Origin of the sequence: Desulfosporosinus cupriresistens (assembly GCF_001707885.1) — a bacterium.
Taxonomy (GTDB): domain Bacteria; phylum Bacillota; class Desulfitobacteriia; order Desulfitobacteriales; family Desulfitobacteriaceae; genus Desulfosporosinus.
The window spans coordinates 109143-129813 of record NZ_MASS01000001.1 but is presented as its reverse complement, the minus strand read 5'-3'; the positions used below and the strand labels follow the sequence as shown (position 1 = coordinate 129813).

The 20671-nt window shown below is 42.9% G+C and carries 21 protein-coding genes; 19 read left to right on the top strand and 2 right to left on the bottom strand.

Annotated elements, in window-relative coordinates:
* Positions 1-20: 20 nt before the first annotated feature.
* Genes nikB through DSBG_RS00575 form a run of 6 tightly spaced genes read left to right on the top strand, consistent with a single transcriptional unit; the run spans position 21 to position 6509 of the window.
* Positions 21-959 (top strand): nickel ABC transporter permease, encoded by a 939-nt coding sequence (nikB, locus tag DSBG_RS00600; RefSeq protein WP_068962282.1) that lies wholly within the window; start codon positions 21-23, stop codon positions 957-959.
* A 13-nt stretch (positions 960-972) separates the two neighbouring features.
* Positions 973-1791: a nickel transporter permease gene (nikC, locus tag DSBG_RS00595; protein WP_141694212.1), complete on the top strand. Its 819-nt coding sequence runs from the start codon at positions 973-975 to the stop codon at positions 1789-1791.
* Positions 1792-1813: 22 nt separating this feature from the next.
* A complete protein-coding gene (locus DSBG_RS00590; protein ID WP_068962280.1) occupies positions 1814-3358 on the top strand; it encodes an ABC transporter substrate-binding protein in 1545 nt (514 codons plus the stop codon).
* 4 nt (positions 3359-3362) lie between these two features.
* Entirely contained in the window at positions 3363-4154 is a 792-nt protein-coding gene (locus DSBG_RS00585; RefSeq protein WP_083236664.1) for an ABC transporter ATP-binding protein, read from the top strand.
* Positions 4147-5109, top strand: coding sequence for an ABC transporter ATP-binding protein (locus tag DSBG_RS00580; protein ID WP_141694208.1), 963 nt, complete (start codon positions 4147-4149; stop codon positions 5107-5109). Before DSBG_RS00585 ends, DSBG_RS00580 begins: the two co-directional genes overlap by 8 nt.
* A 47-nt stretch (positions 5110-5156) precedes the next feature.
* The gene (locus DSBG_RS00575; protein WP_242877357.1) at positions 5157-6509 is read left to right on the top strand and encodes an MATE family efflux transporter; all 1353 of its coding nucleotides are present in this window, start codon (positions 5157-5159) and stop codon (positions 6507-6509) included.
* Here DSBG_RS00575 and DSBG_RS00570 read toward each other — a convergent pair.
* Complete coding sequence (locus DSBG_RS00570; protein WP_068962279.1) at positions 6506-6925, bottom strand: EamA family transporter; 420 nt, start codon at positions 6923-6925, stop codon at positions 6506-6508. The genes DSBG_RS00575 and DSBG_RS00570 overlap by 4 nt on opposite strands.
* Before the next feature lie 603 nt (positions 6926-7528).
* On the opposite strand from DSBG_RS00570, the gene DSBG_RS00565 reads away from it, so the two are divergent.
* The 5 genes from DSBG_RS00565 (at position 7529) to DSBG_RS00545 (ending at position 12275) form a co-directional block, all read left to right on the top strand.
* Positions 7529-8683: an ABC transporter substrate-binding protein gene (locus DSBG_RS00565; RefSeq protein WP_068962278.1), complete on the top strand. Its 1155-nt coding sequence runs from the start codon at positions 7529-7531 to the stop codon at positions 8681-8683.
* 15 nt (positions 8684-8698) lie between these two features.
* Positions 8699-9745, top strand: coding sequence for a FecCD family ABC transporter permease (locus tag DSBG_RS00560; RefSeq protein ID WP_068962277.1), 1047 nt, complete (start codon positions 8699-8701; stop codon positions 9743-9745).
* Positions 9745-10545 carry an ABC transporter ATP-binding protein gene (locus tag DSBG_RS00555; protein ID WP_068962276.1) on the top strand — a complete coding sequence of 267 codons (801 nt, stop codon included), beginning with the start codon at positions 9745-9747 and terminating at the stop codon, positions 10543-10545. Before DSBG_RS00560 ends, DSBG_RS00555 begins: the two co-directional genes overlap by 1 nt.
* Positions 10526-11284: a class I SAM-dependent methyltransferase gene (locus DSBG_RS00550; protein ID WP_068962275.1), complete on the top strand. Its 759-nt coding sequence runs from the start codon at positions 10526-10528 to the stop codon at positions 11282-11284. The genes DSBG_RS00555 and DSBG_RS00550 overlap by 20 nt, the downstream gene beginning before the upstream one ends.
* A 226-nt stretch (positions 11285-11510) precedes the next feature.
* Positions 11511-12275, top strand: coding sequence for an FRG domain-containing protein (locus DSBG_RS00545; RefSeq protein ID WP_068962274.1), 765 nt, complete (start codon positions 11511-11513; stop codon positions 12273-12275).
* Positions 12276-12518: 243 nt separating this feature from the next.
* Here the strand turns inward: DSBG_RS00545 and DSBG_RS00540 are convergent, their stop codons facing one another.
* On the bottom strand, positions 12519-12758 hold the full coding sequence (locus tag DSBG_RS00540; protein WP_068962273.1) for a CooT family nickel-binding protein: 240 nt from the start codon (positions 12756-12758) through the stop codon (positions 12519-12521).
* 195 nt (positions 12759-12953) lie between these two features.
* Here DSBG_RS00540 and DSBG_RS24175 point away from each other — a divergent pair, with 195 nt between their 5' ends.
* The 8 genes from DSBG_RS24175 to DSBG_RS00505 all read left to right on the top strand — a co-directional run bounded on the left by DSBG_RS24175 (position 12954) and on the right by DSBG_RS00505 (position 20670).
* A complete protein-coding gene (locus DSBG_RS24175; RefSeq protein WP_348980951.1) occupies positions 12954-13079 on the top strand; it encodes a hypothetical protein in 126 nt (41 codons plus the stop codon).
* Between the two features lie 468 nt (positions 13080-13547).
* A complete protein-coding gene (locus DSBG_RS00535) occupies positions 13548-14600 on the top strand; it encodes an energy-coupling factor ABC transporter permease (protein WP_068962272.1) in 1053 nt (350 codons plus the stop codon).
* A gap of 62 nt (positions 14601-14662) precedes the next feature.
* On the top strand, positions 14663-15472 hold the full coding sequence (gene cbiQ / locus DSBG_RS00530) for a cobalt ECF transporter T component CbiQ (RefSeq protein WP_068962271.1): 810 nt from the start codon (positions 14663-14665) through the stop codon (positions 15470-15472).
* Complete coding sequence (locus DSBG_RS00525; protein ID WP_068962270.1) at positions 15469-16227, top strand: energy-coupling factor ABC transporter ATP-binding protein; 759 nt, start codon at positions 15469-15471, stop codon at positions 16225-16227. The genes cbiQ and DSBG_RS00525 overlap by 4 nt, the downstream gene beginning before the upstream one ends.
* A gap of 280 nt (positions 16228-16507) precedes the next feature.
* Complete coding sequence (locus tag DSBG_RS00520; RefSeq protein WP_068962269.1) at positions 16508-18103, top strand: ABC transporter substrate-binding protein; 1596 nt, start codon at positions 16508-16510, stop codon at positions 18101-18103.
* The gene (locus tag DSBG_RS00515) at positions 18096-19064 is read left to right on the top strand and encodes an ABC transporter permease (protein WP_068962268.1); all 969 of its coding nucleotides are present in this window, start codon (positions 18096-18098) and stop codon (positions 19062-19064) included. Before DSBG_RS00520 ends, DSBG_RS00515 begins: the two co-directional genes overlap by 8 nt.
* Positions 19061-19900 carry an ABC transporter permease gene (locus DSBG_RS00510; RefSeq protein WP_068962267.1) on the top strand — a complete coding sequence of 280 codons (840 nt, stop codon included), beginning with the start codon at positions 19061-19063 and terminating at the stop codon, positions 19898-19900. The genes DSBG_RS00515 and DSBG_RS00510 overlap by 4 nt, the downstream gene beginning before the upstream one ends.
* Positions 19900-20670 (top strand): class I SAM-dependent methyltransferase, encoded by a 771-nt coding sequence (locus DSBG_RS00505; RefSeq protein WP_068962266.1) that lies wholly within the window; start codon positions 19900-19902, stop codon positions 20668-20670. Before DSBG_RS00510 ends, DSBG_RS00505 begins: the two co-directional genes overlap by 1 nt.
* The last annotated feature ends 1 nt before the right edge of the window (position 20671 follow it).

Here is a 20671-nt window from a genome sequence, read left to right as displayed (position 1 = left end):
TGAGGGGAGAAAGAAACAAGTTGTGCAAATACATCCTGAAAAGGTTACTGCAGTTGATACCCGTCTTATTAGGAATTACCTTCTTAACATTTACCTTGACCTATCTTTCCCCGGGTGACCCGGCTGTGCTCATGCTTACAGCCACAGGGGGGACGCCGACTCCGCAACTTGTGGAACAGGTGAGAGCGGGAATGGGGCTGAATAAGCCGTTCTTAACTCGCTATGGCGAGTGGCTGATGGGTGTAATACAAGGGGATTTTGGCGTCTCGTATCAATATAGCAGGTCGGTGTCCGATCTAATAATCTCCAGGTTGCCCGCTACTCTGGAGCTGGCCGGGACATCACTGGGCTTGATGATGATCGTTGCCCTGCCTTTAGGTATTATATCAGCGTTTTACAGGAATAAGGCCTCAGACTACATCATCAGAATCCTGTCCTTTGTAGGAATATCCATGCCGAGCTTTTGGCTGGGGTTGTTATTAATGTACGTATTCTCTGTAAAGCTCAAGATTTTACCGATTATGGGAAACTCCGACTGGTCCGGCATCCTCTTACCAACAGTCACTCTGGCGTTGGCTATGGCATCAAAATATACCAGGCAGCTGATGGCAGCTATCCTGGAAGAAATAGGTCAGGATTATGTCATCGCGGCTAAAGCCAGAGGCCTTAAAGATAGAACAATACTATTCAAACATATCCTCCAAAAGTCATTAATACCCATTGTCACGCTATTAGGGTTATCCGTGGGTTCATTATTGGGAGGGGCGGCCATTGTTGAAACAATTTTTGTTTGGCCGGGTGTAGGTAAGCTGGCGGTTGAGGCTATATTTAACAGGGATTATCCCTTGATTCAGGGTTATGTCGTTTGGATGGCGCTCATCTATGTCGTGGTCAATATGGTGGTGGATATTTCCTATCATCTTCTTGATCCCCGCATTCATTGGGAAAAGGGGGGTTAAGGTGGAAGAGCTTATGGCAGTTCTCAGAAAGAATAAAGCATTTGCATTTTTCTCAGCCTTAGCGCTGCTAATGGTGACTGTCAGTGTATTCGCGCCCTATCTTGCGCCTAATGACCCACTGAAAAGCAATCTGGCCCATACACTGCAAGGTCGAAGTGCGGAGTTCCCGCTCGGGACGGATCAGCTGGGCAGATGTCTGCTATCGAGACTTTTATATGGTGCCAGGACTTCTTTGAAATTGACCTTTTGCCTAGTTGGCATAGTGCTTACAGTTGGCACAGCAATCGGTACAGTGGCAGGATATGTGGGCAGAAGAGTCGATACCATCATTATGAGAATTTCTGATGTTTTTTTAGCCTTTCCAGGCCTTGTTTTTGCGATCGCCATTGCCGGAGTGCTGGGAGCCAGTTTGATGAATGTTGTTATAGCCCTAGCCGCTGTAAGCTGGACTAAATATACTCGGGTAAGCAGGAGCTTAGTCCTGGCTGTCAAAGAAAGAGACTATATCCTCGCGGCTAAAATGGGAGGAGCTAAACGGTATCAAGTAATTCTTAAATATATCTTGCCCAATATAATCCCAACACTTATTGTCATGGCGGCTATGGATATAGGCGTAATGATGCTGGAGATATCAGCCCTCTCATTCTTAGGTCTTGGCGCTCAGCCCCCAACTCCTGAGTGGGGTTATATGCTTAGTGAAGGCAGGAACAATATGCAGACAGAGCCTTGGCTGATGATCTATCCGGGAATGGCAATCTTTATCACGGTTATGATCTTTAATCTACTAGGCGATAGCCTTAGAGATATATTAGACCCGAATCAAGAGTATTAAAAACTATCTGGAGGGAATGTAAATGAAAAAGAAACTAGCGATCTTTCTGGTTATGGTGTTATTGTGTACAAGCCTTGTAGCATGTGGGAAAAGTAACTCTGGGGATAAAACGGCTAACGGAGGAACAAAAAGTATTGTCTTTGGAATAGGGCAGTTTCCGACGAATATAGATCCGGCCCTGGAATTTAATGGTTGGTATGTTTACATGTTTGGTATCGGTGAAACCTTGGTAAAATTCACTGATAATATGCAAATAGAACCTCTCCTGGCAGATTCATGGAATAGAGCCGATGATTTAACCTGGAAATTTCACATCCGGCCAGGGGTTAAATTCCATAATGGGGTAGTAGTCACGGCTGAAGCTGTAAAATCATCGCTCGAACGATCTTTAAAGCTGAATCCAAGAACGGCGGAGATCTTACTGATCAATTCTATGACAGCAGATGGACAAAATCTGACGATAACGACCAAAACTCCTTATGAAGCATTATTGGGTAATTTAGCTGATCCTTTGGCAATTGTAGTGGACACCACGGCGAAGACAGAGACCTTTGCTCAGGCTCCGATAGGTACAGGCCCTTTTAAAATTCAGTCCTATTCTGAAAGTAAACAGGCGGTTGTAGAAAAAAACAAGGAGTATTGGGGCGAGAAAGCCTTGGCAGATCTGGTAACCTTTAAATATATTAAGGATAATAATACGCGTTCCATGGCCCTGCAGAGCGGTGAAATTGATGTCGCCAATAATATTTCCAGTAGTAATATAGCACTCTATGAGGGTAATTCGAGCTATAAGGTGGACAAAATTTCCAGCCTGCGGATCATAATGGGCTATGAAAATTTGAATAGTGAGTTCTTAAAGGATCCAGCTGTGCGTAAGGCTATTGCTTTAGGCGTTGACAGGGAATCTTATGCCAAAACACTCCTGAAAGGAACTGCTATTGCTGCAGTCGGTCCTTTCCCGGCATCCTTGCCTTTTGGGGCAAAAAAGCTGACAGGCTATACGTATGATAAGGCAGCAGCAGCTAAGCTCTTGGCGGATGCGGGCTATGCAGATTCAGACAAGGATGGCATCTTGGAAAAAAACGGAAAGAAATTAGAATTGAGGATGGCGCTTTATCCAACCCGTGCCGAGCTTCCGATCCTTGGGGAAGCGATGCAGGCGCAGCTTAAAGAAATTGGGATAAGCCTTAAGCTGGAATCGTATGAATCCGTTGCCACAGTGTTGAAAAACAATGATTTCGATCTTTGCTTATACAGTGTCAATACGGCAACGACAGGGGATCCCCAGTCCTTCCTAACCTTGTACTTTAAGACAGGCGGAAGCGCAAATTATGGCGGATATACTAACCAAGAGGTAGATGCTCTGATTAATAAACTGAGCACGGAACGTGATACTCAAGCAAGATATGGCCTTGCCATCAAAGCACAACAAATAATCTTAAATGATAACGCAGATCTTTTCCTTGTCACACCGACGCTTAATATAATTAGTAAGAAAACGGTGAGCGGCATAAAAATGTATCCCGTTGATTACTATCTACTCAATAACAAGGTAACCATTGAATGATACTATGGAAATTTTAACGATAAATAATCTATCCATAGACTATGGTGGGCAGAAGTCAGTTGTCAAAAACGTCAACATGTCCGTTAATCCTCAAGAAATAATAGGAATAGTAGGGGAAAGCGGCAGTGGAAAGTCAACACTTATCCGTGCGGTCTTAGGCCTGCTTCCTATTGGAGGCAGGGTTTCTGACGGTGAGATAATTTTCAAAGGCCGAAATCTCCTGGATTATTCGAAGCAAGAATGGAGAGAACTGCGCGGCAACAGAATAGCCATGATCTTTCAGAATTCAGGCGCAGCCTTAAATCCAACCCGAAAAATTGGCAGTCAGTTTATTGAAAGTATCCAGTGTCATTTTGAAAGTTCAAAAGCTGAGGCCTATGCTAAAGCTATCGATATGCTGGGGAAGATGCGGTTGCCTGATGCAGCCGGTATCATGAATTCTTATACGTTTCAATTGAGCGGCGGTATGAAGCAAAGAGTGGCTATTGCCATGGCCATGACTATGGAGCCAGAGCTTCTTTTAGCAGACGAGCCCACCAGTGCTCTTGACGTTACTATTCAAGCACAGGTTGTAAGACAGATGATGGACTTGAGGAAGCAGTTTAAGACAAGCATTATCATAGTTACGCATAATATGGGTGTAGCCTCCTATATGTCGGATAAAATAGGAGTCATGCGGCAAGGTGAATTCGTGGAATGGGGCACTAGAACTCAGGTGATTAATCATCCTCAGCATGAATATACGCTCAAGCTGTTATCAGCCATACCTGAATTGGGAGGACGTCGCCTTGTTTGAAGACATGCAACCCATCCTGGAAATAAAAAATCTTACTAAGCAGTTTGCCTTAGAAGGCGGCAAAAAGTTAACGGCCGTTGATAATGTGAGCTTAGAGGTGTATTCTGGCCAAAGTTTAGGCATCGTTGGCGAAAGTGGCTGTGGTAAAAGTACGCTGGCAAGGATCATTGCACATTTGGAAAGTGCGACCTCGGGAAACATTTTTTATAAGAATAGAGACATTACCCATCTAAAGAGCGAAGAACTTAGGCAAAATCGAAGAACGATGCAAATGATCTTTCAAGATCCTTCTGCATCCTTCAATCCTCGTATGAAGCTAGGGGACATTGTCAGTGAGCCGCTCTTAAACTTTAAGCTTGTGAATAAAGGTCAAGCTATGGTGGAAACCAAAAAACTGCTGGACATGGTTGGTCTTCCAGAGACTATTATAAGCAGATATCCGCATCAGTTAAGCGGGGGACAAAAGCAAAGAGCGGCAATAGCTCGAGCCTTATCCTTAAAGCCTGAGATCATTGTATGCGATGAAGCCACCTCGGACCTGGATGTTTCTATACAGGCCCAGGTGGTTCAGCTCCTGGTGGATTTACAAAAAGAGCAAGGCTTGTCCTATATTTTTATCGGACATGATTTGGCGTTGATTCGAAAGATCTGCCATAGGATCGCAGTCATGTATCTCGGTCGAATTGTTGAAGTCATTGACAGTGAGGTGTTGACCACGGAGGCAGTTCATCCTTATACTAAAGCATTATTGGCGTCCGTATTTTCTGTCCAAGGAGAAAGTAATTCGGCAATCGAAGTAATTGAAGGGGATCCGCCAAGCCCGTCGGAGATTCCAATTGGATGTAGTTTTAACTCCAGATGTACAAAATGTGCAGGGAAATGCTTCAGAGAAAAGCCTGAACTAAAAGAAGTAAAAACCAATCATTTTACGGCTTGTCATTTGTATTTCGACTAGGGAGAAAAAGTGTCCCTGTCTGGGGGACAATATGGAGAATAACTAATTTGGAAACGATTGAAAAAGCAAAGAGAACGCGCGACCTGACAGAAGGCACCATATGGAAGCAACTGCTGCTGTTCGCGCTGCCTCTGCTGGGAAGTAGCTTGATCCAGCAGTTGTACAATACTGTAGATTTGATTTTCGTGGGCAATGTTCTTGGTAAAGAAGCTTCAGCGGCGGTAGGAGCCAGCAGCCTGATCATCACCTGTCTGGTTGGCTTTTTTACGGGCTTGTCTGTAGGCACGATCATAATCATTGCGCAGAGCTTTGGACAAAAATCAAAGACCGATTTGCAGCGTGCAGTGCATGCCGCCATCGGACTTAGCTTTTTGGGTGGAGTTATACTCATGGTGATAGGCTATCTAGGAGCCCCTTACTTCCTCCGTTGGATGAACACGCCTGAAGAAATATGGAGCACTTCGTTGTCGTATCTAAGAATTTATTTTCTGAGTTTCATATCTGTCATTACTTATAATATGGGTGCAGGCATCCTCCGGGCGGTGGGAGACTCAAAGAGCCCCTTGCTTTTCCAGCTCATTGGCGGTATCACCAATGTAGTGATGGACGCGCTTTTCTTAGTAGTCTTTGACTACGGTGTGGATGGTGTGGCATGGGCAACTCTTTTTTCGCAGACTATAGCTGCTGGGTGTGTGCTCATTCATTTATCTAGGACAAAAGGCGACCACCATTTGTCCTGGATAAAGATCCGATTATACAAGGACATTTTTTTCCGCATTTTGAAAGTCGGCGTACCTGTCGGGCTCCAGTCTCTGGTTATCACCTTGTCAAATGTTTTTGTGCAGTACCAAATAAACAGTTTCGGCGTGGACGCGATTGCCGCTTTTACCGCGTATTTTAAGGTGGAACTAATAATCTATCTACCGATAGTTGCTTTTGGGCAGGCTATCACCACTTTTTCCGCCCAAAACATCGGCGCTGGGAAAATAGAGAGAATGAGGATAGGTACAAAAATTTGCCTTTTGATAGGGATGACGCTTACAATCGCAACCAGCGTGACGGTGTTGATATTTGGCAGACAAGCCTTCGGGGTCTTCAATCCGGATTCCTCTGTAATCGACTATGGAATAAGAGTCATCCAGATTTCTTTCCCGTTTTATTTCTTGTACGTCATTCTGGAGGTGCTGGGCGGAACCATCCGCGGTGCAGGAAAATCTACCCCGCCCATGATCATCATCTTGCTGAATATCTGTGTACTGAGAACGATACTTCTTTTTTCTATCCTGTTCTTTTACCATGACGTTCGCGGTGTGGCACTGACATATCCGATTACCTGGGCCGTCACTGCTGCTTGCATGTCTGTCTATTTCTTTAAGGGAAAATGGCTTAAAGAACTTTAGCGTTTAACTAAGATAACTCCGACAATAATAGTCATTAGCCCAATAAACTTATTCCAGGTAAATTTTTCACCAAGGAAAAGTATGGCGACAAAGACAGTTATGGCAGGATATGTAGCAAGCATAGGAGCAACTTTTGATATAGCACCTAATTTTAAAGCATGATAATAAGCAAATTGTCCTAATAACGATGCAAATAAGCCTTCTGCCCCAATAAAAAGAACGTCCTTAATAGCGACCTGGCTAAAGCTCGCAAACTTACCAGTCAATAGACATGTTGCAAGTAAAATAATACTGACAATAAAGCTTCTGATGGAAAGCCCCAAAAGTGGATCAACATTTTGGATACCGATTTTACCAAATACAGGGGCAATTCCCCAAAAAATAATTGTGAGTATGACAAAAGTAAAATAAACCATCAAAACCCTCCGAACGGCCATTTTTGCTTACCTATTATAAATAAGCCAACAATAATAATTTCATAAATAGCGTAACAGATTTTTGATTTATGATCAATATCCAATCATTTCAGAAGAATAAGAGGTTAAATGTTCGTTCAGCTGTTGTCTCGCACAAGAGTTTATTTGAAGGAATTTGTTTAGGAATTTCAAACTTCACAATGATAGCCACGACTTCGTCATCAGCACGAGCACGAACAATAATAATGGTAATAATTCCATTTTGTTATTTTATGCAATATACAACACGTATACCAAATATCACGATATTTTATTTTGGATAACCCTGATAAATCTTTTCCAAAAGCTTAACTTAGCAGGAATTTGTCAAATGGTTAGAGAATACAGTTCAACAGAGAAAATAAAGAAAAATGATATTGCTTAGCAAGACCATGAAGGTGTTTGCAAAGACCATGGAGGTTTGACTCGTAAGAGTCGACTTTATGGTCTTTTTATTTTTTAGAAAGGAAGGTGGATAATTTTTAATGTGACGGTGTTTTCTTACTGGGTGCAGAGGGCTGACACAGGGTAACCCCTCAAAATTTAGAAAAGGGGATATTTACAATGAATCTGAATCTTTTTTTTACACGGCGATGTTCACTAGTCTTGATATTTCTATTAGCTATTACCCTACTAACAGGGTGCTCGCAGCAAACAACAACGAAAAATGGTGAACAAATCCAGGTAACCGACCTTGCAGGGAGAGAAGTTAAGCTCAAAGCTCCGGTCAATAAGGTGGTGCTGCAGTGGAGCGGCAGCGGAGGTGCTTTTATTACTATGATGGCCTTAGAGGGGAAAACCGTATATCAGAAGATTGCGGGTATGGATGATGGACTAAAAATCAATCGTTTCGACATGTGGACAAAATACTCTGAGGCCATACCAGAACTAGATAAAATACCTGATGTAGGCAATATTGATACAGATACCTTTAGTGTTGAAAAGGTTATTGCCTTAAAAGCGGACGTACTTGTTCTGCCGCTTGGCTTATTAAAAAAATCCCAGGATATTATAAATAAACTAGAAGCAGCCGGGATACCTACTGTGTTTATCGATTACCATACTGAAAGTATCGAAAATCATACTAAGAGCATTCAATTGATGGGTAAAATACTTGGTAAAGAGCAGCGGGCGCAGGAACTTGCCAACTATCACCAAGAAGAGGTTAATAAGATCTACTCGCGTTTAAAAACCATAACTACGCCCAAACCCAAAGTTTATGTAGAGTGCGCCTCAGATAGCCCTGCTACCTATGGTAATAGTTACGGAAACTATATGTGGGGTGCTTTAGTGGAGCAATGCGGCGGAAACAATATAACCAAGGATAAATTTGAAACATATGGTCCAATTAATCCTGAGTTCTTACTGAAAGCTAATCCGGACATTATCATTTTGACTGGCTCATACTGGCCCAAAAAACCGGAATCTCTGCGGCTGGGCTTTATGGCCGACCAAGCAGAATCTCAGAAGCTGCTGCAGGCCTTCACCAAACGGGTAGGTTGGTCAGAACTCAAGGCAGTTAAGAATAAGCAAGTGTTTGCCATCCATCATGGCATTTCCCGTGAGGTCTATGATTCGGCGGTTATTCAGTATCTTGCCAAAAAGTTTTATCCTGAAGAGTTTAAGGATATCGACCCGCTTCAGACCTTGCAAGAATTTTACAAAAAGTTTATGCCGGTCGAACTGAGTGGTCTTTGGATGATGGATTTGCAGAATTAAACGAGGAGAAATGGAATGGAATTAGTCAAAGAAAAAGCGGTATATCAAGGGATTGTTGCCCGAAAATACTCATTTTTGCTCATGTTTGCCGCGCTAGGCTTAGTGAGTTTGCTGGTTGATGTTTTAGTGGGGCCCGCTTGGCTATCTGTCCCGGACATAATTAAGACGATTTTTGGGGTAGCTACGGTTGAACCGACCACTGAGGTTATTGTTTGGACATTGCGTCTGCCGACGGGCTTGATGGCTATTGTTGTAGGAGCTACCTTGGGTATCGCCGGAGCTGAAATGCAGACCATCCTGGATAATCCGTTGGCTAGTCCCTATACATTGGGTATTTCGTCAGGTGCAGGCTTTGGGGCGGCACTGGCCATGGTCGTAGGGGGAGGTAAGCTACCAATACCTGAGGCTTATCTTGTTCCCAGCAGTGCCTTTATTTTTGCGCTCTTAACTTGTCTGCTGATTTATTTTATTGGACGGGCAAGGGCGATGACGGCTGAAACCATGGTATTGGCCGGGATTGGGCTGATGTTTCTCTTTCATGCCTTGTTGGCTTTACTCCAGTATATGGCATCGGCCGAAGCGCTGCAGGCTATTGTCTTTTGGCTATTTGGCAGCTTGATGAAGGCAACCTGGCCCAAGGTGGGGTTAGTTTCGGCAGTTCTTCTGCTTGCCATTCCTATGATTGTCAAAGACGCTTGGAAGCTCACTGCCCTGAAGTTGGGCGATGAGAAAGCTAAAAGTCTGGGGATAAATGTAGAAAGGTTGAGGCTAAAAACCTTTGTACTTATTTCACTATTGACTGCGTCGGCAGTATGTTTCGTAGGTACAATCGGGTTTATTGGTTTGGTGGGGCCTCATATCGCCAGAATGCTAGTGGGGGAGGATCAGAGATTCTTTTTGCCCCTATCGGCTCTGGGCGGAGCCTTACTGCTTTCGGTTGCTTCGATTGGCAGTAAGCTGATTATTCCAGGCGCGATTTTCCCAATTGGAATTGTCACATCCCTGATCGGTGTACCTTTCTTCTTTTCCCTTATTCTGACGCAGAAAAGAGAGTATTGGTAATGTTGGAAATATGTAATTTATCGTTTGGCTATGGTTCGCAACCAATCTTGAGAAACATTAATCTAACCTTCCGTCCGGGAAAGCTGACGGCGGTTATTGGTCCTAACGCTACAGGCAAGTCTACGCTGCTCAAATGTATCAGCGGCATCTTGCGGGGGCAGGGTAATATTCTCATAGATGGCAAGAACGTAAAAAATCTGAAAGCACAGGACATGGCAAACCAGATCAGCTTCCTATCGCAAGAAGGCTCTGGCAAGCCTGTGTTGAGTGTTTTTGAGGTTGTTCTGCTGGGAAAAGTGCATTCTTTGTCGCTGAAAGTCAATGATGTCGAAGTGAATTGTGTGCTTAAAATACTCAGGCAATTGGGTATAGAAGATTTAGCTTCCAGGAATATTGGCGAGCTGAGCGGCGGTCAACGGCAAATGGTGTTTATTGCGCTGGCGTTGGTAAGAGAACCTGGTATTTTGCTCTTGGATGAACCGACAACCAGTTTGGATTTGAGTCGAGAATTAGAAATGTTAGAGCTTATTAAAAAACTTACTATCACCCGAAATATGACCACGGTGGTGACCCTTCATGAGCTGGACATGGCAGCTCGTTTTGCCGATGAAATTGTTGTCTTGTCTAACGGAGAGGTGTATGCAACCGGACCGCCTGCAGCGGTACTGACTTCGAGTATGCTCCGAACAGTGTATCAAGTGAAGGCCGCCATTCTTCAGACCAGTGATGGGGTTTCCCACGTTATGGCCATAAGTTCGATAAAAGCGAGGAGAGATAAGCATGTTAGAAAATCGGATTGAAAAGTATTGGGATAAGCGGGCTGACAGTTATAATGAAGTTGTCCAAAAGGAAATGGCTTGCCAGAAAAAAGAAGCTTGGGAGTCACTGTTGCGGAAGTATGTCGGGCAAGGAGACAATCTGCAGGTCTTAGATGTGGGAACCGGACCGGGCTTCTTTGCTATTCTGTTAGCAGGGATGAATTATTCAGTGACGGCGGTAGATAAGTGTCAAGATATGTTGGACCAAGCTCGTAAAAATGCTGAGGCAGCCGGCAAGACCATTCGCTTTATCAAAGCAGATGCCCATGCAGTTGATCTGCCGAACGAGAGCTTCGATGTAATTGTATCGAGAAATGTCACCTGGCTTATGCCCAATCCGTTAGAAGTATACCAGGAATGGTACAGACTCTTAAAACCAAACGGCAAGGTCTTGGTGTTTGATGCCAATTGGAATTTGCACTTGAGTGATCCGGAGCTTCAAATTCAATGTGATAAGTATCGTCAGCTGGCCATCGAAAAAGGGTATCAAGATAATAAGCTTACTCCGGAGCAGCGGGAAGAAAGTGAGGCTATTGCCCGGAAACTACCTTTGACGTATAAAAGACGGCCATTATGGGATCAACAGGCTTTTCCCAGCTGTGGTTTTCAACAGATAGAAGTTGAGGAAACTATTAGTCATTTAGTCCATGATGAAATAGAGCGAATTTTATATTACCCAACCCCTATGTTTGCCATTTGTGCTTCTAAAGGTAATTCTTAACCTTGTAGACGAGCGCCCTGTTTTTTGGCAGGGCGTTTATTCCAAAGTATATCATGGGGAGGCAAGCACTGTTCGAGGTATATATTTGGAGAGGAATTCGGATGTCAAAGCAAAAACCTTTATAATCTCAGGTGCTTCCAGAGGAATTGGCAAGGCAACTATAGATCAAACTATAGATAGATATCCTCAATTCTAAAACAGTGTACTCTTTCGAGGAGGGGAAATCATGATATTGACACGTGATTATATAACCAGCAATCTTAGTGAAGGCGTAATTGCTGCTGATCTTTCCTCTTGGGAAGAGTTTTCTAGCATAGTAACAGGGAGACTATTGAACACTAGTAATTATATTTGGCGGGGTCAGAGGTCCGCTGACTGGTTACTGGAATCAACTTGGGATAGAATGCTGAAAAAGTCCGATGAAAATGATAGTTTAATGCATCTTAAAAACTTTAAGCATGCTGCCAGGGATAGGATGGGATTAAATCTGGAAAAAATGGAATCGGATGATGAGTGGTGGGCATCAGGTTTGCATTACAGCCTTGTCACGCCACTTTTAGAGTGGACAATCTCACCTTTTGTCGCCGCCTACTTTGCATTTTGTAAGGAGAGTAAAGAACAAGGTAAAAGAGCTATCTATTCCTTTGCTAAAAGAGCGGTAATGGTCAAAAATGACGAGTTGAAAATGAAGAACCCTGGCACAAGCGAAGATGATTTATTTGTTAAGTACATAAAACCTTTGTTTGATGATGACTCAAGGTTGGCTAACCAGAGCGGTCTGTTTACAAAGTCTCCAATAGGAGTAGACATTGAACAGTGGGTAAGGAGAAATTTTAGTGTTGTTAGCAAAGCAAAAGTAATATTACTCAAGCTGACGTTGCCTAACACTGAAAGAACTCCCATTTTAAAAGCTCTAAATAGAATGAACATAAATCACTTATCACTTTTTCCCGATCTACCGGGAGCATCAAAATTTAGCACATTGACGTAAGATATCAAAAAGTACTGAGTCATGACTAATCTGATCAAAACGTCATGTAATTCCCAGATTGGCGAGTTCAATAGTAATAAGCACTAGAGTCCTTATTGACAAACTGTTGCTAATTATGGAATCAAATTGAGTAAATTCAGAAATGCCCATGCCATAAGAACACCCTGGATTCTCAAAAAAGAGCCCAGGGTGTTGGCTTTTATTAGAATTTGATTCATTGGAGAGCGGCAGCTGTCTTAGACATTAGATAGCAGTCAGAGATAGGCACTTAGGGCTTTCTTTGACGCTATCTAATGGCAATCTTTCTAAGATAATACGGTGGTTGAGAAGAGTCATGTCTTTAATTTTGGCTTGGATAAACAATTGTTTTCCGAAAATGTCCATTAGTTTAAGGCCAGTTTCATAGGGCTCGATGATATCAACAGACTCCATGAGCATTACTTCGCTTTCTCCATCTTTGAGATAGACATTTGATTCACACATGGCAGTTAGCTCCTTCTTTTAAGAATTATTAAAGCTTTACCAGAACAAGCTCAAAAGTTGTTGCCTGGGAAAGGATCATTTTAAGTTAGGGGTCAGACCCAATGATATCGTGACGGTCAGATCAGGCTATCATCGGGTCTGAAGTTGATAGTGTTCCGTAAGGATCCAAACTCTCCTTAGGGATGATGAGTTGACATTTTCGCACGTAAGAGGCAGGAAGATTTTGAAAGCATTTTGGAACGTGGAATTCATTACATTACAAACTATGGAAAGACATCCGGCAGGGGCTCATATGCCTATAATCACCTCCTTGTAAAATGAAAAAGACCATGGAAAGAATGACCCGACTTAATGTCAAGTCAAGACCTCCATGGTCTCTTTTTTCATAATGAATATTTAGGCTATGTCAAAATATTTAGGCTATGTCAATAGTATTCTACATAAAAGAGTTAATCCCTTCTTTCCAATTGAAAAATGATCTATCTTTTTGAAGTTGTGATGTTTAAATTCTTGGTACCAAAAGAGTTTCCTGACTTATCATGCTTATTCGAATATTTATTTTATAACGAGGAACTATTTGGCAGGAATTCGCGAAAGAGTGTAGAATGATATAAAAAATGATATCGCAGTGCAAGACCATGAAGGTGTTTGCAAAAACCATGGAGGTTTGACTCGCTAGAGTCTTCTTCATGGTTTTTTGTTTACTTGAAAGGAAGGTGATTGAATAAAAAATATCTAGCCATAAAAATAAGGCACTTGTTCAACTAAGAAAAAGAAGGAGAGATATTTATGCATATGGCAGATGCCCTGATTTCACCCATAGTTGGTGGAGCTATGTGGGCTGCAACAGCGGGTGTTGCGGCTTACTCGATTAAGAAAGTGCAAAATGAAATGGATGAAAAGAAAATTCCTTTGATGGGAGTCATGGGAGCGTTTATCTTTGCGTCCCAGATGATTAATTTCTCAATACCGGGAACAGGCTCCAGCGGACATCTTGGAGGAGGGTTAATTCTTTCAATTTTACTTGGTCCCTATGCGGGCTTCCTAACGATGGCGTCAGTTCTCACAATACAAGCTTTGTTTTTTGCAGATGGAGGCTTGCTGGCCTTAGGGAGTAATGTCTTTAATCTCGGTTTTTTCCCATGCTTTATTGCCTACCCCTTGATTTATAAAATGCTCATGCGAAAAGGGTATTCTACTCAGCGAATATTTGGTGCGTCTATGCTTACTGCTATTATCGGCCTGCAGATGGGTGCTTTCGGGGTCGTACTGGAAACGTTCTTTTCCGGAAAGACCGAATTACCTTTTGGAACATTTGTCTTATTAATGCAGCCCATTCATCTTGCCATCGGTGTAGTAGAAGGCCTTGTCACAACCGCTATTGTAACTTTTATTTGGAAGTCGCGCCCAGAAATTATTGAAAAGGCCGGCTCAGGAGAGGCTATTGGGGATATCTCCATTAAGAAGGTTGTTACCGGACTTGTTGCAGTTGCGCTGGTTACAGGGGTAGTGTTATCCTGGTTTGCCTCTTCAAATCCAGATGGTTTGGAATGGTCCATGTTTAAGACTGCGGGTGTAGAAGAGTTGGAGGCCCAAGATGGCATTCATCAAAGCCTGTCTGAAATACAAAATAAAACGGCATTTTTGCCTGGTTATGACTTTAAGGCACCAAAAACAGGAACAGAACAAAGTGCTGGAGAAAGCGAAGCGGCTTGGCCCGCTGTAAGTGGAGGAACGAGCACTTCAGGATTGATAGGTGGCGGGATGACGCTTGTTTTGGCGGGTCTTGTGGGGTCAGGCATTAGTTTGGCTAAAAGAAGGAAAAATGGAACCTCAGCTTGAATAGTTCTGAGGTGGGGCAGATACCTTGCTTAAATAGAAAAAATTAGGATTGGATCGTTAATATGCCGAATATAATGAACTCATTGTATAATATGCGGATTCTCGATGATTTGGCCCGAAAGGAAACTACCATTCACAGATTACATCCTCTTGCGAAATTGTTGACCACAGTTAGTTATCTAACTGTGGTCGTATCCTTTGGAAAATACGAAATTAGTGGTTTAATTCCGCTTCTTTTTTATCCGGTAATGGTCTTTGTCTTGGCAGAACTTCCGGTAGGGCCAATAATCAAGAGGATGCTACTTGCTTCACCCTTGATTATCGGAATAGGTATACTAAATCCTTTTTTTGACCATCAAATCTTTTTGTTGAGCGGAATAGAAATATCAAGAGGCTGGATTACATTTCTGTCTCTTTTAATAAAGAGCGCATTAACAGTCTCCGCGGCCCTTCTACTTATTGCCACCACAGGGATGGACCGGCTTGCAGGGGCGTTGAGAATGCTGAAAGTACCTCGCATATTTGTGATTCAGCTGCTCTTAACCTATCGGTACATCTCCGTATTGATGGAGGAGGTTGCTCGGACATTAAGGGCTTATTCACTGCGTGCTCCGGAACAAAAGGGTATTCACCGGAGTGCTTGGGGGTCATTGGCGGGACAGCTTCTATTGCGTACATTTGACAGAGCACAGCGGATTTATGAAGCTATGTGTTTAAGGGGCTTTACAGGGGAGTACCATACCGGAAACTACGGGAAAATAATAGTCTGGGACCTGACTTATATAGTCGGATGGGTTTTGTTTTTTATAGCAACGAGAATTTACAATATTCCTATGCTCATAGGTTCATTGATTATGGAAGTGATAAGATGAGTCATCATAAACTTGAGGTAAAGGATCTGCATTATAGTTATCCAGATGAACATAAAGCGGTCAAAGGGATCTCCTTTTGCGTCCATCATGGCGAGTCTGTGGGAATCATAGGAGCCAACGGAGCAGGAAAATCTACGCTACTCATGTTGCTTATGGGGGTTCTTTTTCCGAGCCAGGGTGAAGTTTGTGTGGGAGATGTTCGAGTTGCAAAAAAGACACTCCCCATGATTCGGCAAAGATTGGGTATGGTCTTTCAGGACCCAGACGATCAGTTATTCATGACAACTGTCTATGATGATGTCGCCTTTGGCCCTCGCAATTATAAACTTGACGAAAAGGAAGTCGAACGACGTGTCCTTGAAGCCTTAGAAAAGGTCGGAATAGTTCATTTGAAAGACAGAGCACCTTTTAAACTGTCAGGAGGGGAAAAGCGCGCTGCGGCCATTGCCTCCGTGCTTTCCATGCAACCGGATGTTCTGTTAATGGATGAACCCACTGCTGCGCTCGATCCAAAATCCAGACGCAGGGTCATAGAGCTGTTGAAGAGCTTTAAACACTCGAAAATTATCACAAGTCACGATTTGGATATGATCTACGAGAGTTGTGATAGGACTATTGTCATGAAAAACGGAGAAATTATAGCCGACGGACTTACGTCAGAAATCCTTGTGAATGCAGACTTAATGGACGAGTGCGGACTCGAGGTGCCGCTGACCATTCAAAACTGTCCAGTCTGTGGGATGGGAAAAACGTAAACTTAGAAGAAATTTGTGGAATGGCGAGAGAATACAGTTGAACAAAGAAAAATATCGCAGAGCAAGACCATGAAGGTATTTGCAAAGACCATGGAGGTCTGACTTTTAGTAGAGTCAGACTTTCGTGGTCTCTTTTTTACCCTTGAAAGGAGGTGGTAAGGGGCATCCCCAGAGCACAGATCCAAGTATTAACGTAGAAGACTCGGATAATCTAAAGAAACCAATGTTAGGGAGTTAGCGCCAAAGAAAAACTTAAAGGAGAAGGGAAAGGGAAAGGGGAATGAGAATGAGGATGAGGATGAAAAAATCTATATCTATTTTAATGGTCGCAACCTTGCTCGTAGCTGTTCTATTGACAGGGTGTTCAAACACAACTTCAAATACAGTTCCAACCAAAACAACGAAGAGTGAGAAAACCCTGATCTATGCGGCTGAGACCGAGTATGAAAAAATAAATCCAGTTTTAGGGACAACGAATTTGGATGACCTTATTTTCAGGGGCCTGATGAGGTTCGATGAAAAGAACGTACCACAGAAAGACATCGCCGAATCGTATACGGTATCCACTGATAACCTTGTCTATGACTTCAAATTGAAGAAAGGAATCAAATTTCAGGATGGAACAGAGTTGAAGGCTGAAGATGTTGCTTTTACGATCAGTAGTATCCTCGACGCAAAAACGACTTCAACACAGAAAGCTGAGTTCTTGGAAGTTAGATCAGTTGAAGCTGTTGATGATTATGAGGTAAAGGTCAATCTAAAAGATCCCTTTCCTTCAATTTTAGATAAGTTGACGATCGGTATTGTTCCTAAACATGCCTTTGATGGTAAGGACATAAATACAGCCGAATTTAATCAAAAACCGATTGGATCTGGGCCGTATATGTTTGATAAATGGGAAAAAGGAAAAAGTCTTACTCTCAAAGCTTTTAAAGATTTTAATGGTAAAGTAGCTTCAATTAATACGGTGGTATTTAAGTTCTTGCCTGATGGAAATGTAAGAGCGCTTCAACTTGAAACTGGAGAAGTTGACATGGCCTTTCTTGAACCCAGTCAGGTTGAAAAAATCGAGAAGACAGGTAAGGTGACTGTGTACAAGGTTCCTACGGCTGATTACAGGTGTATGATGTACAATCTGAACAATGACTTGTGGAAGGATGTCAATGTAAGGAAGGCTTTCAACTATGCTGTAGATAGGAAAGCTGTGGTAGATGGGATTTTGATGGGCTATGGATCGGCCGCTTATTCTCCGATACAGATGAATCAGTATAAAAACGACGCTATCGAAAAATACGAGTATAATCAGCCAAAAGCTGAAGAACTTCTAGATAAAGCCGGTTGGATAAAAGGCAGTGATGGTGTCAGGCAGAAAAACGGCAAAAAACTTGCCTTTACTCTCACGACTCCGGTTACCGACGAAGTAAGGGTTAATATGGCAAACTATCTGGCCTCGCAATTCAAAAAAATTGGAGCCGAGGTGAAAGTTGACGCCCTTGACTGGAGCGTTATCAAGATAGATAAATGTGATGCCTTTGTCTTGGGCTGGGGTAGTCCGTTCGATGCTGATGCCATGACCTACTCTCTCTTCCATTCAAGCCAAATTGGCAACAATGGGTATAATTTCGGTTCCTATAATGATCCGAAAGTTGACGAGCTCTTGTTCAAAGGAAGAATCGCGGTTGATCCTGAACAGAAGAAAGCATTGTATCAGGAATTCCAGCAAGCGATTTCTGAAGATCCACCCTATAACTTTATCGTTTATCTAAAAGCGCTTTACGGTGCCAACAAGAAGATCAGCGGAATAAAAGAACGGACGCTTGGACACCATGGAGCGGGCTTTTTGTGGAATCTTGAGGAGTGGACGATGAATGATTAGCCGCTTTATTTTGGGAAGGGTGGCTCAAGGGCTCATCGTGCTTATTTTTGTAAGTATAATATCCTTTGCCATCATCAATGCGGCTCCTGGAGACCCGGCCTTAGCACTGTTTGGAAGCCAAGCTCAGAGGCTAACAGCGGCTGAACGAATAAGAATTAACAACACCTTCGGAGTAGACAAGCCCATAACTGAGCGATACTTGAAATGGGCGGGACAGATGCTAAAGGGCGATCTGGGCGTATCTTACCGTGAAGGTAGGAAGGTCATAGACATTCTACGCGAGAGGCTTCCCCATACTCTCATTCTCTTTTCAAGTTCCATGATCCTAATTATCGTATTTTCGATTCTCCTAGGACTTAAAGGGGGGCTTCATGAAGACTCCTTCTGGGATAAGGGATTGTCGGTAGCGAGTATCATCTTTAGCTCTATTCCAGCCTTTTGGTTGGGGATCATAGGCATTCTTGTTTTTTCTGTCTATCTACACATCCTGCCCTCATCGGGAACGGAAAGTCTTAGAGAGGGTGGTGACTTCGTTGATCGCCTTAAGCATCTTATTCTCCCGACAATTGTCATGGCCTCTGCCCATATCGGACTTTATGCACGGTTTATCCAGGAGAAAATTAAAGAAGAAAACAAACTCTATTATGTACAGGTAGCCCGTGCCAACGGTATGGAGGAACGGTTTCTGGTGAAAGGAATCCTGAAAAATGCCATCGTGCCATATATTAACTATCTGGGCATTACTATACCGGGTTTTTTTGGAGGGTCAATCGTTATTGAATCCGTGTTTTCTTGGGCTGGGTTAGGACAGCTTTCAGTTAAGGCAACAACTACACGGGATTACCCCGTTCTGATGGGCTGCATTATGCTGGCAGGAATCATCGTTGTTACAAGTTTGCTGATCACAGATATACTATCCCTGCTCGTTAATCCTAAACTTAGGAGACAAGTTGCAAAATGAAAAATTTTAAGCGATTAACAACTAAGAGTGATCGTTCCCTGCTTTTGTGGGGAGGAATACTAACTGTTATTGTACTTTTGGCTGTCTTTGCGAATGTTTTTGCAACCCATAATCCAACTGAAGTAAACTTAAAAAATGTGTTTTCTTCGCCGAGTGCCAACAATGTATTTGGTACGGATAATATGGGTAGAGACATCTATTCAAGAATCTTATATGGAGGACGAATATCCCTTAGCGTGTCAATCCTGTCAGTATTGTTATCGACAGTCGTTGGAACCTTGTTTGGCGGCATCAGTGGATATATAGGGGGATGGTGGGATAGCTTGATGATGCGCATATTGGAAGCCTTGCTGGCAATTCCTACTCTGATTATTATGATGGCTTTACAGGCGATTACACGAGGCGGTACCGTTAGTTTAATCTTGATTATTGGTTTGACAGGGTGGATGACCACGGCAAGAATTGTCCGTTCTCAGTTTATGGAACTCAAAGAGAAAGAGTTTGTCAAGGCAGCACATATTCTTGGCACTCCACCTCGGAAGATCCTTGTAAACCATTTACTGAGAAATAGTCTCTCAGCCATTTTTGTAATATCTATATTTAACTGCGCCCATGCAGTCTTTACCGAGGTTTCCTTAAGCTTTCTGGGCATTGGTATACCGCCCCAGACGCCATCCTGGGGAAATATGCTCAATAATGCCCAAAACGACATGCTGATTGGAGCATGGTGGGGGGGAGTCTTTCCGGGGCTAATGATTGTAGTCTCCTTACTTGCCATTAACTTTCTGGGAGAATCATTGAAGAAAAAATACGGAATACAGGGAGGCGACATTTGATGGATAGCAGTATCAGACAGAAGGTTGCGTCAAGCTGGGATATCCATGCTAAAGACTATGATGCACAATATGCTCATGGGTTAAAGAGCCTTGGAGAAACAGAGCAGTGGAAACTGGCTCTGCAACAAATTGCGGGTAAAAAAAACCTAAAGATATTGGACGTAGGAACTGGGACGGGATTTCTGGCTCTCTTGCTCGCGGAACTTGGACATAAGGTTAAGGGTGTAGATATATCGGAGGGCATGATGTCTGAAGCCAAAAGGAAGGCAGAAATGAAAGGTCTTCCCATTCAATTTAGTTATGGGGATGCCGAAAACCTCGATGAACCTGATAACACCTATGATCTAGTCATTAATAGGCATATACTCTGGACGATGCAATATCCTGAAAAAGCCATCCAGGAATGGATAAGGGTCTTGAAGCCGGGAGGTAAACTTGTCATTATGGATGGAGATTGGTTTTATAGAAAGCCCCTTTATACCTTGAAGATCTTTATCGGTAAACTCTTAGTTGCTGTAACAGAATTCAAAAATCCTTGGAGTCACAAACAAGATTATGACGAAGAACTCAAAAGAAGCCTGCCAATGATTAAGGATGAAAACGCCCGCGCTAGTGTTTCATTGGCTAATAAATGTGGCTTAAGTAATGTTAAAACCTACGGGCTGGAAAAAGTAGCAGAGGCAGAGAAAAATGCGATGCCTTTTAAACAAAAACTTCTAAGTCCTCATCGAAGAATCGTCATCGAAGGAGTAAAGCCTAAAGGAGGATGAG

Excerpts from the sequence above, each read along its gene's own strand:
- nikC (WP_141694212.1), top strand. The coding sequence starts at position 973 with ATGGCAGTTCTCAGAAAGAATAAAGCATTTGCATTTTTCTCAGCCTTA.
- DSBG_RS00590 (WP_068962280.1), top strand. The coding sequence starts at position 1,814 with ATGAAAAAGAAACTAGCGATCTTTCTGGTTATGGTGTTATTGTGTACA.
- DSBG_RS00585 (WP_083236664.1), top strand. The coding sequence starts at position 3,363 with ATGGAAATTTTAACGATAAATAATCTATCCATAGACTATGGTGGGCAG.
- DSBG_RS00570 (WP_068962279.1), bottom strand. The coding sequence starts at position 6,925 with ATGGTTTATTTTACTTTTGTCATACTCACAATTATTTTTTGGGGAATT.
- DSBG_RS00565 (WP_068962278.1), top strand. The coding sequence starts at position 7,529 with ATGAATCTGAATCTTTTTTTTACACGGCGATGTTCACTAGTCTTGATA.
- DSBG_RS00560 (WP_068962277.1), top strand. The coding sequence starts at position 8,699 with ATGGAATTAGTCAAAGAAAAAGCGGTATATCAAGGGATTGTTGCCCGA.
- DSBG_RS00555 (WP_068962276.1), top strand. The coding sequence starts at position 9,745 with ATGTTGGAAATATGTAATTTATCGTTTGGCTATGGTTCGCAACCAATC.
- DSBG_RS00550 (WP_068962275.1), top strand. The coding sequence starts at position 10,526 with ATGTTAGAAAATCGGATTGAAAAGTATTGGGATAAGCGGGCTGACAGT.
- DSBG_RS00545 (WP_068962274.1), top strand. The coding sequence starts at position 11,511 with ATGATATTGACACGTGATTATATAACCAGCAATCTTAGTGAAGGCGTA.
- DSBG_RS00540 (WP_068962273.1), bottom strand. The coding sequence starts at position 12,758 with ATGTGTGAATCAAATGTCTATCTCAAAGATGGAGAAAGCGAAGTAATG.
- DSBG_RS00535 (WP_068962272.1), top strand. The coding sequence starts at position 13,548 with ATGCATATGGCAGATGCCCTGATTTCACCCATAGTTGGTGGAGCTATG.
- cbiQ (WP_068962271.1), top strand. The coding sequence starts at position 14,663 with ATGCCGAATATAATGAACTCATTGTATAATATGCGGATTCTCGATGAT.
- DSBG_RS00525 (WP_068962270.1), top strand. The coding sequence starts at position 15,469 with ATGAGTCATCATAAACTTGAGGTAAAGGATCTGCATTATAGTTATCCA.
- DSBG_RS00520 (WP_068962269.1), top strand. The coding sequence starts at position 16,508 with ATGAGAATGAGGATGAGGATGAAAAAATCTATATCTATTTTAATGGTC.
- DSBG_RS00515 (WP_068962268.1), top strand. The coding sequence starts at position 18,096 with ATGATTAGCCGCTTTATTTTGGGAAGGGTGGCTCAAGGGCTCATCGTG.
- DSBG_RS00510 (WP_068962267.1), top strand. The coding sequence starts at position 19,061 with ATGAAAAATTTTAAGCGATTAACAACTAAGAGTGATCGTTCCCTGCTT.
- DSBG_RS00505 (WP_068962266.1), top strand. The coding sequence starts at position 19,900 with ATGGATAGCAGTATCAGACAGAAGGTTGCGTCAAGCTGGGATATCCAT.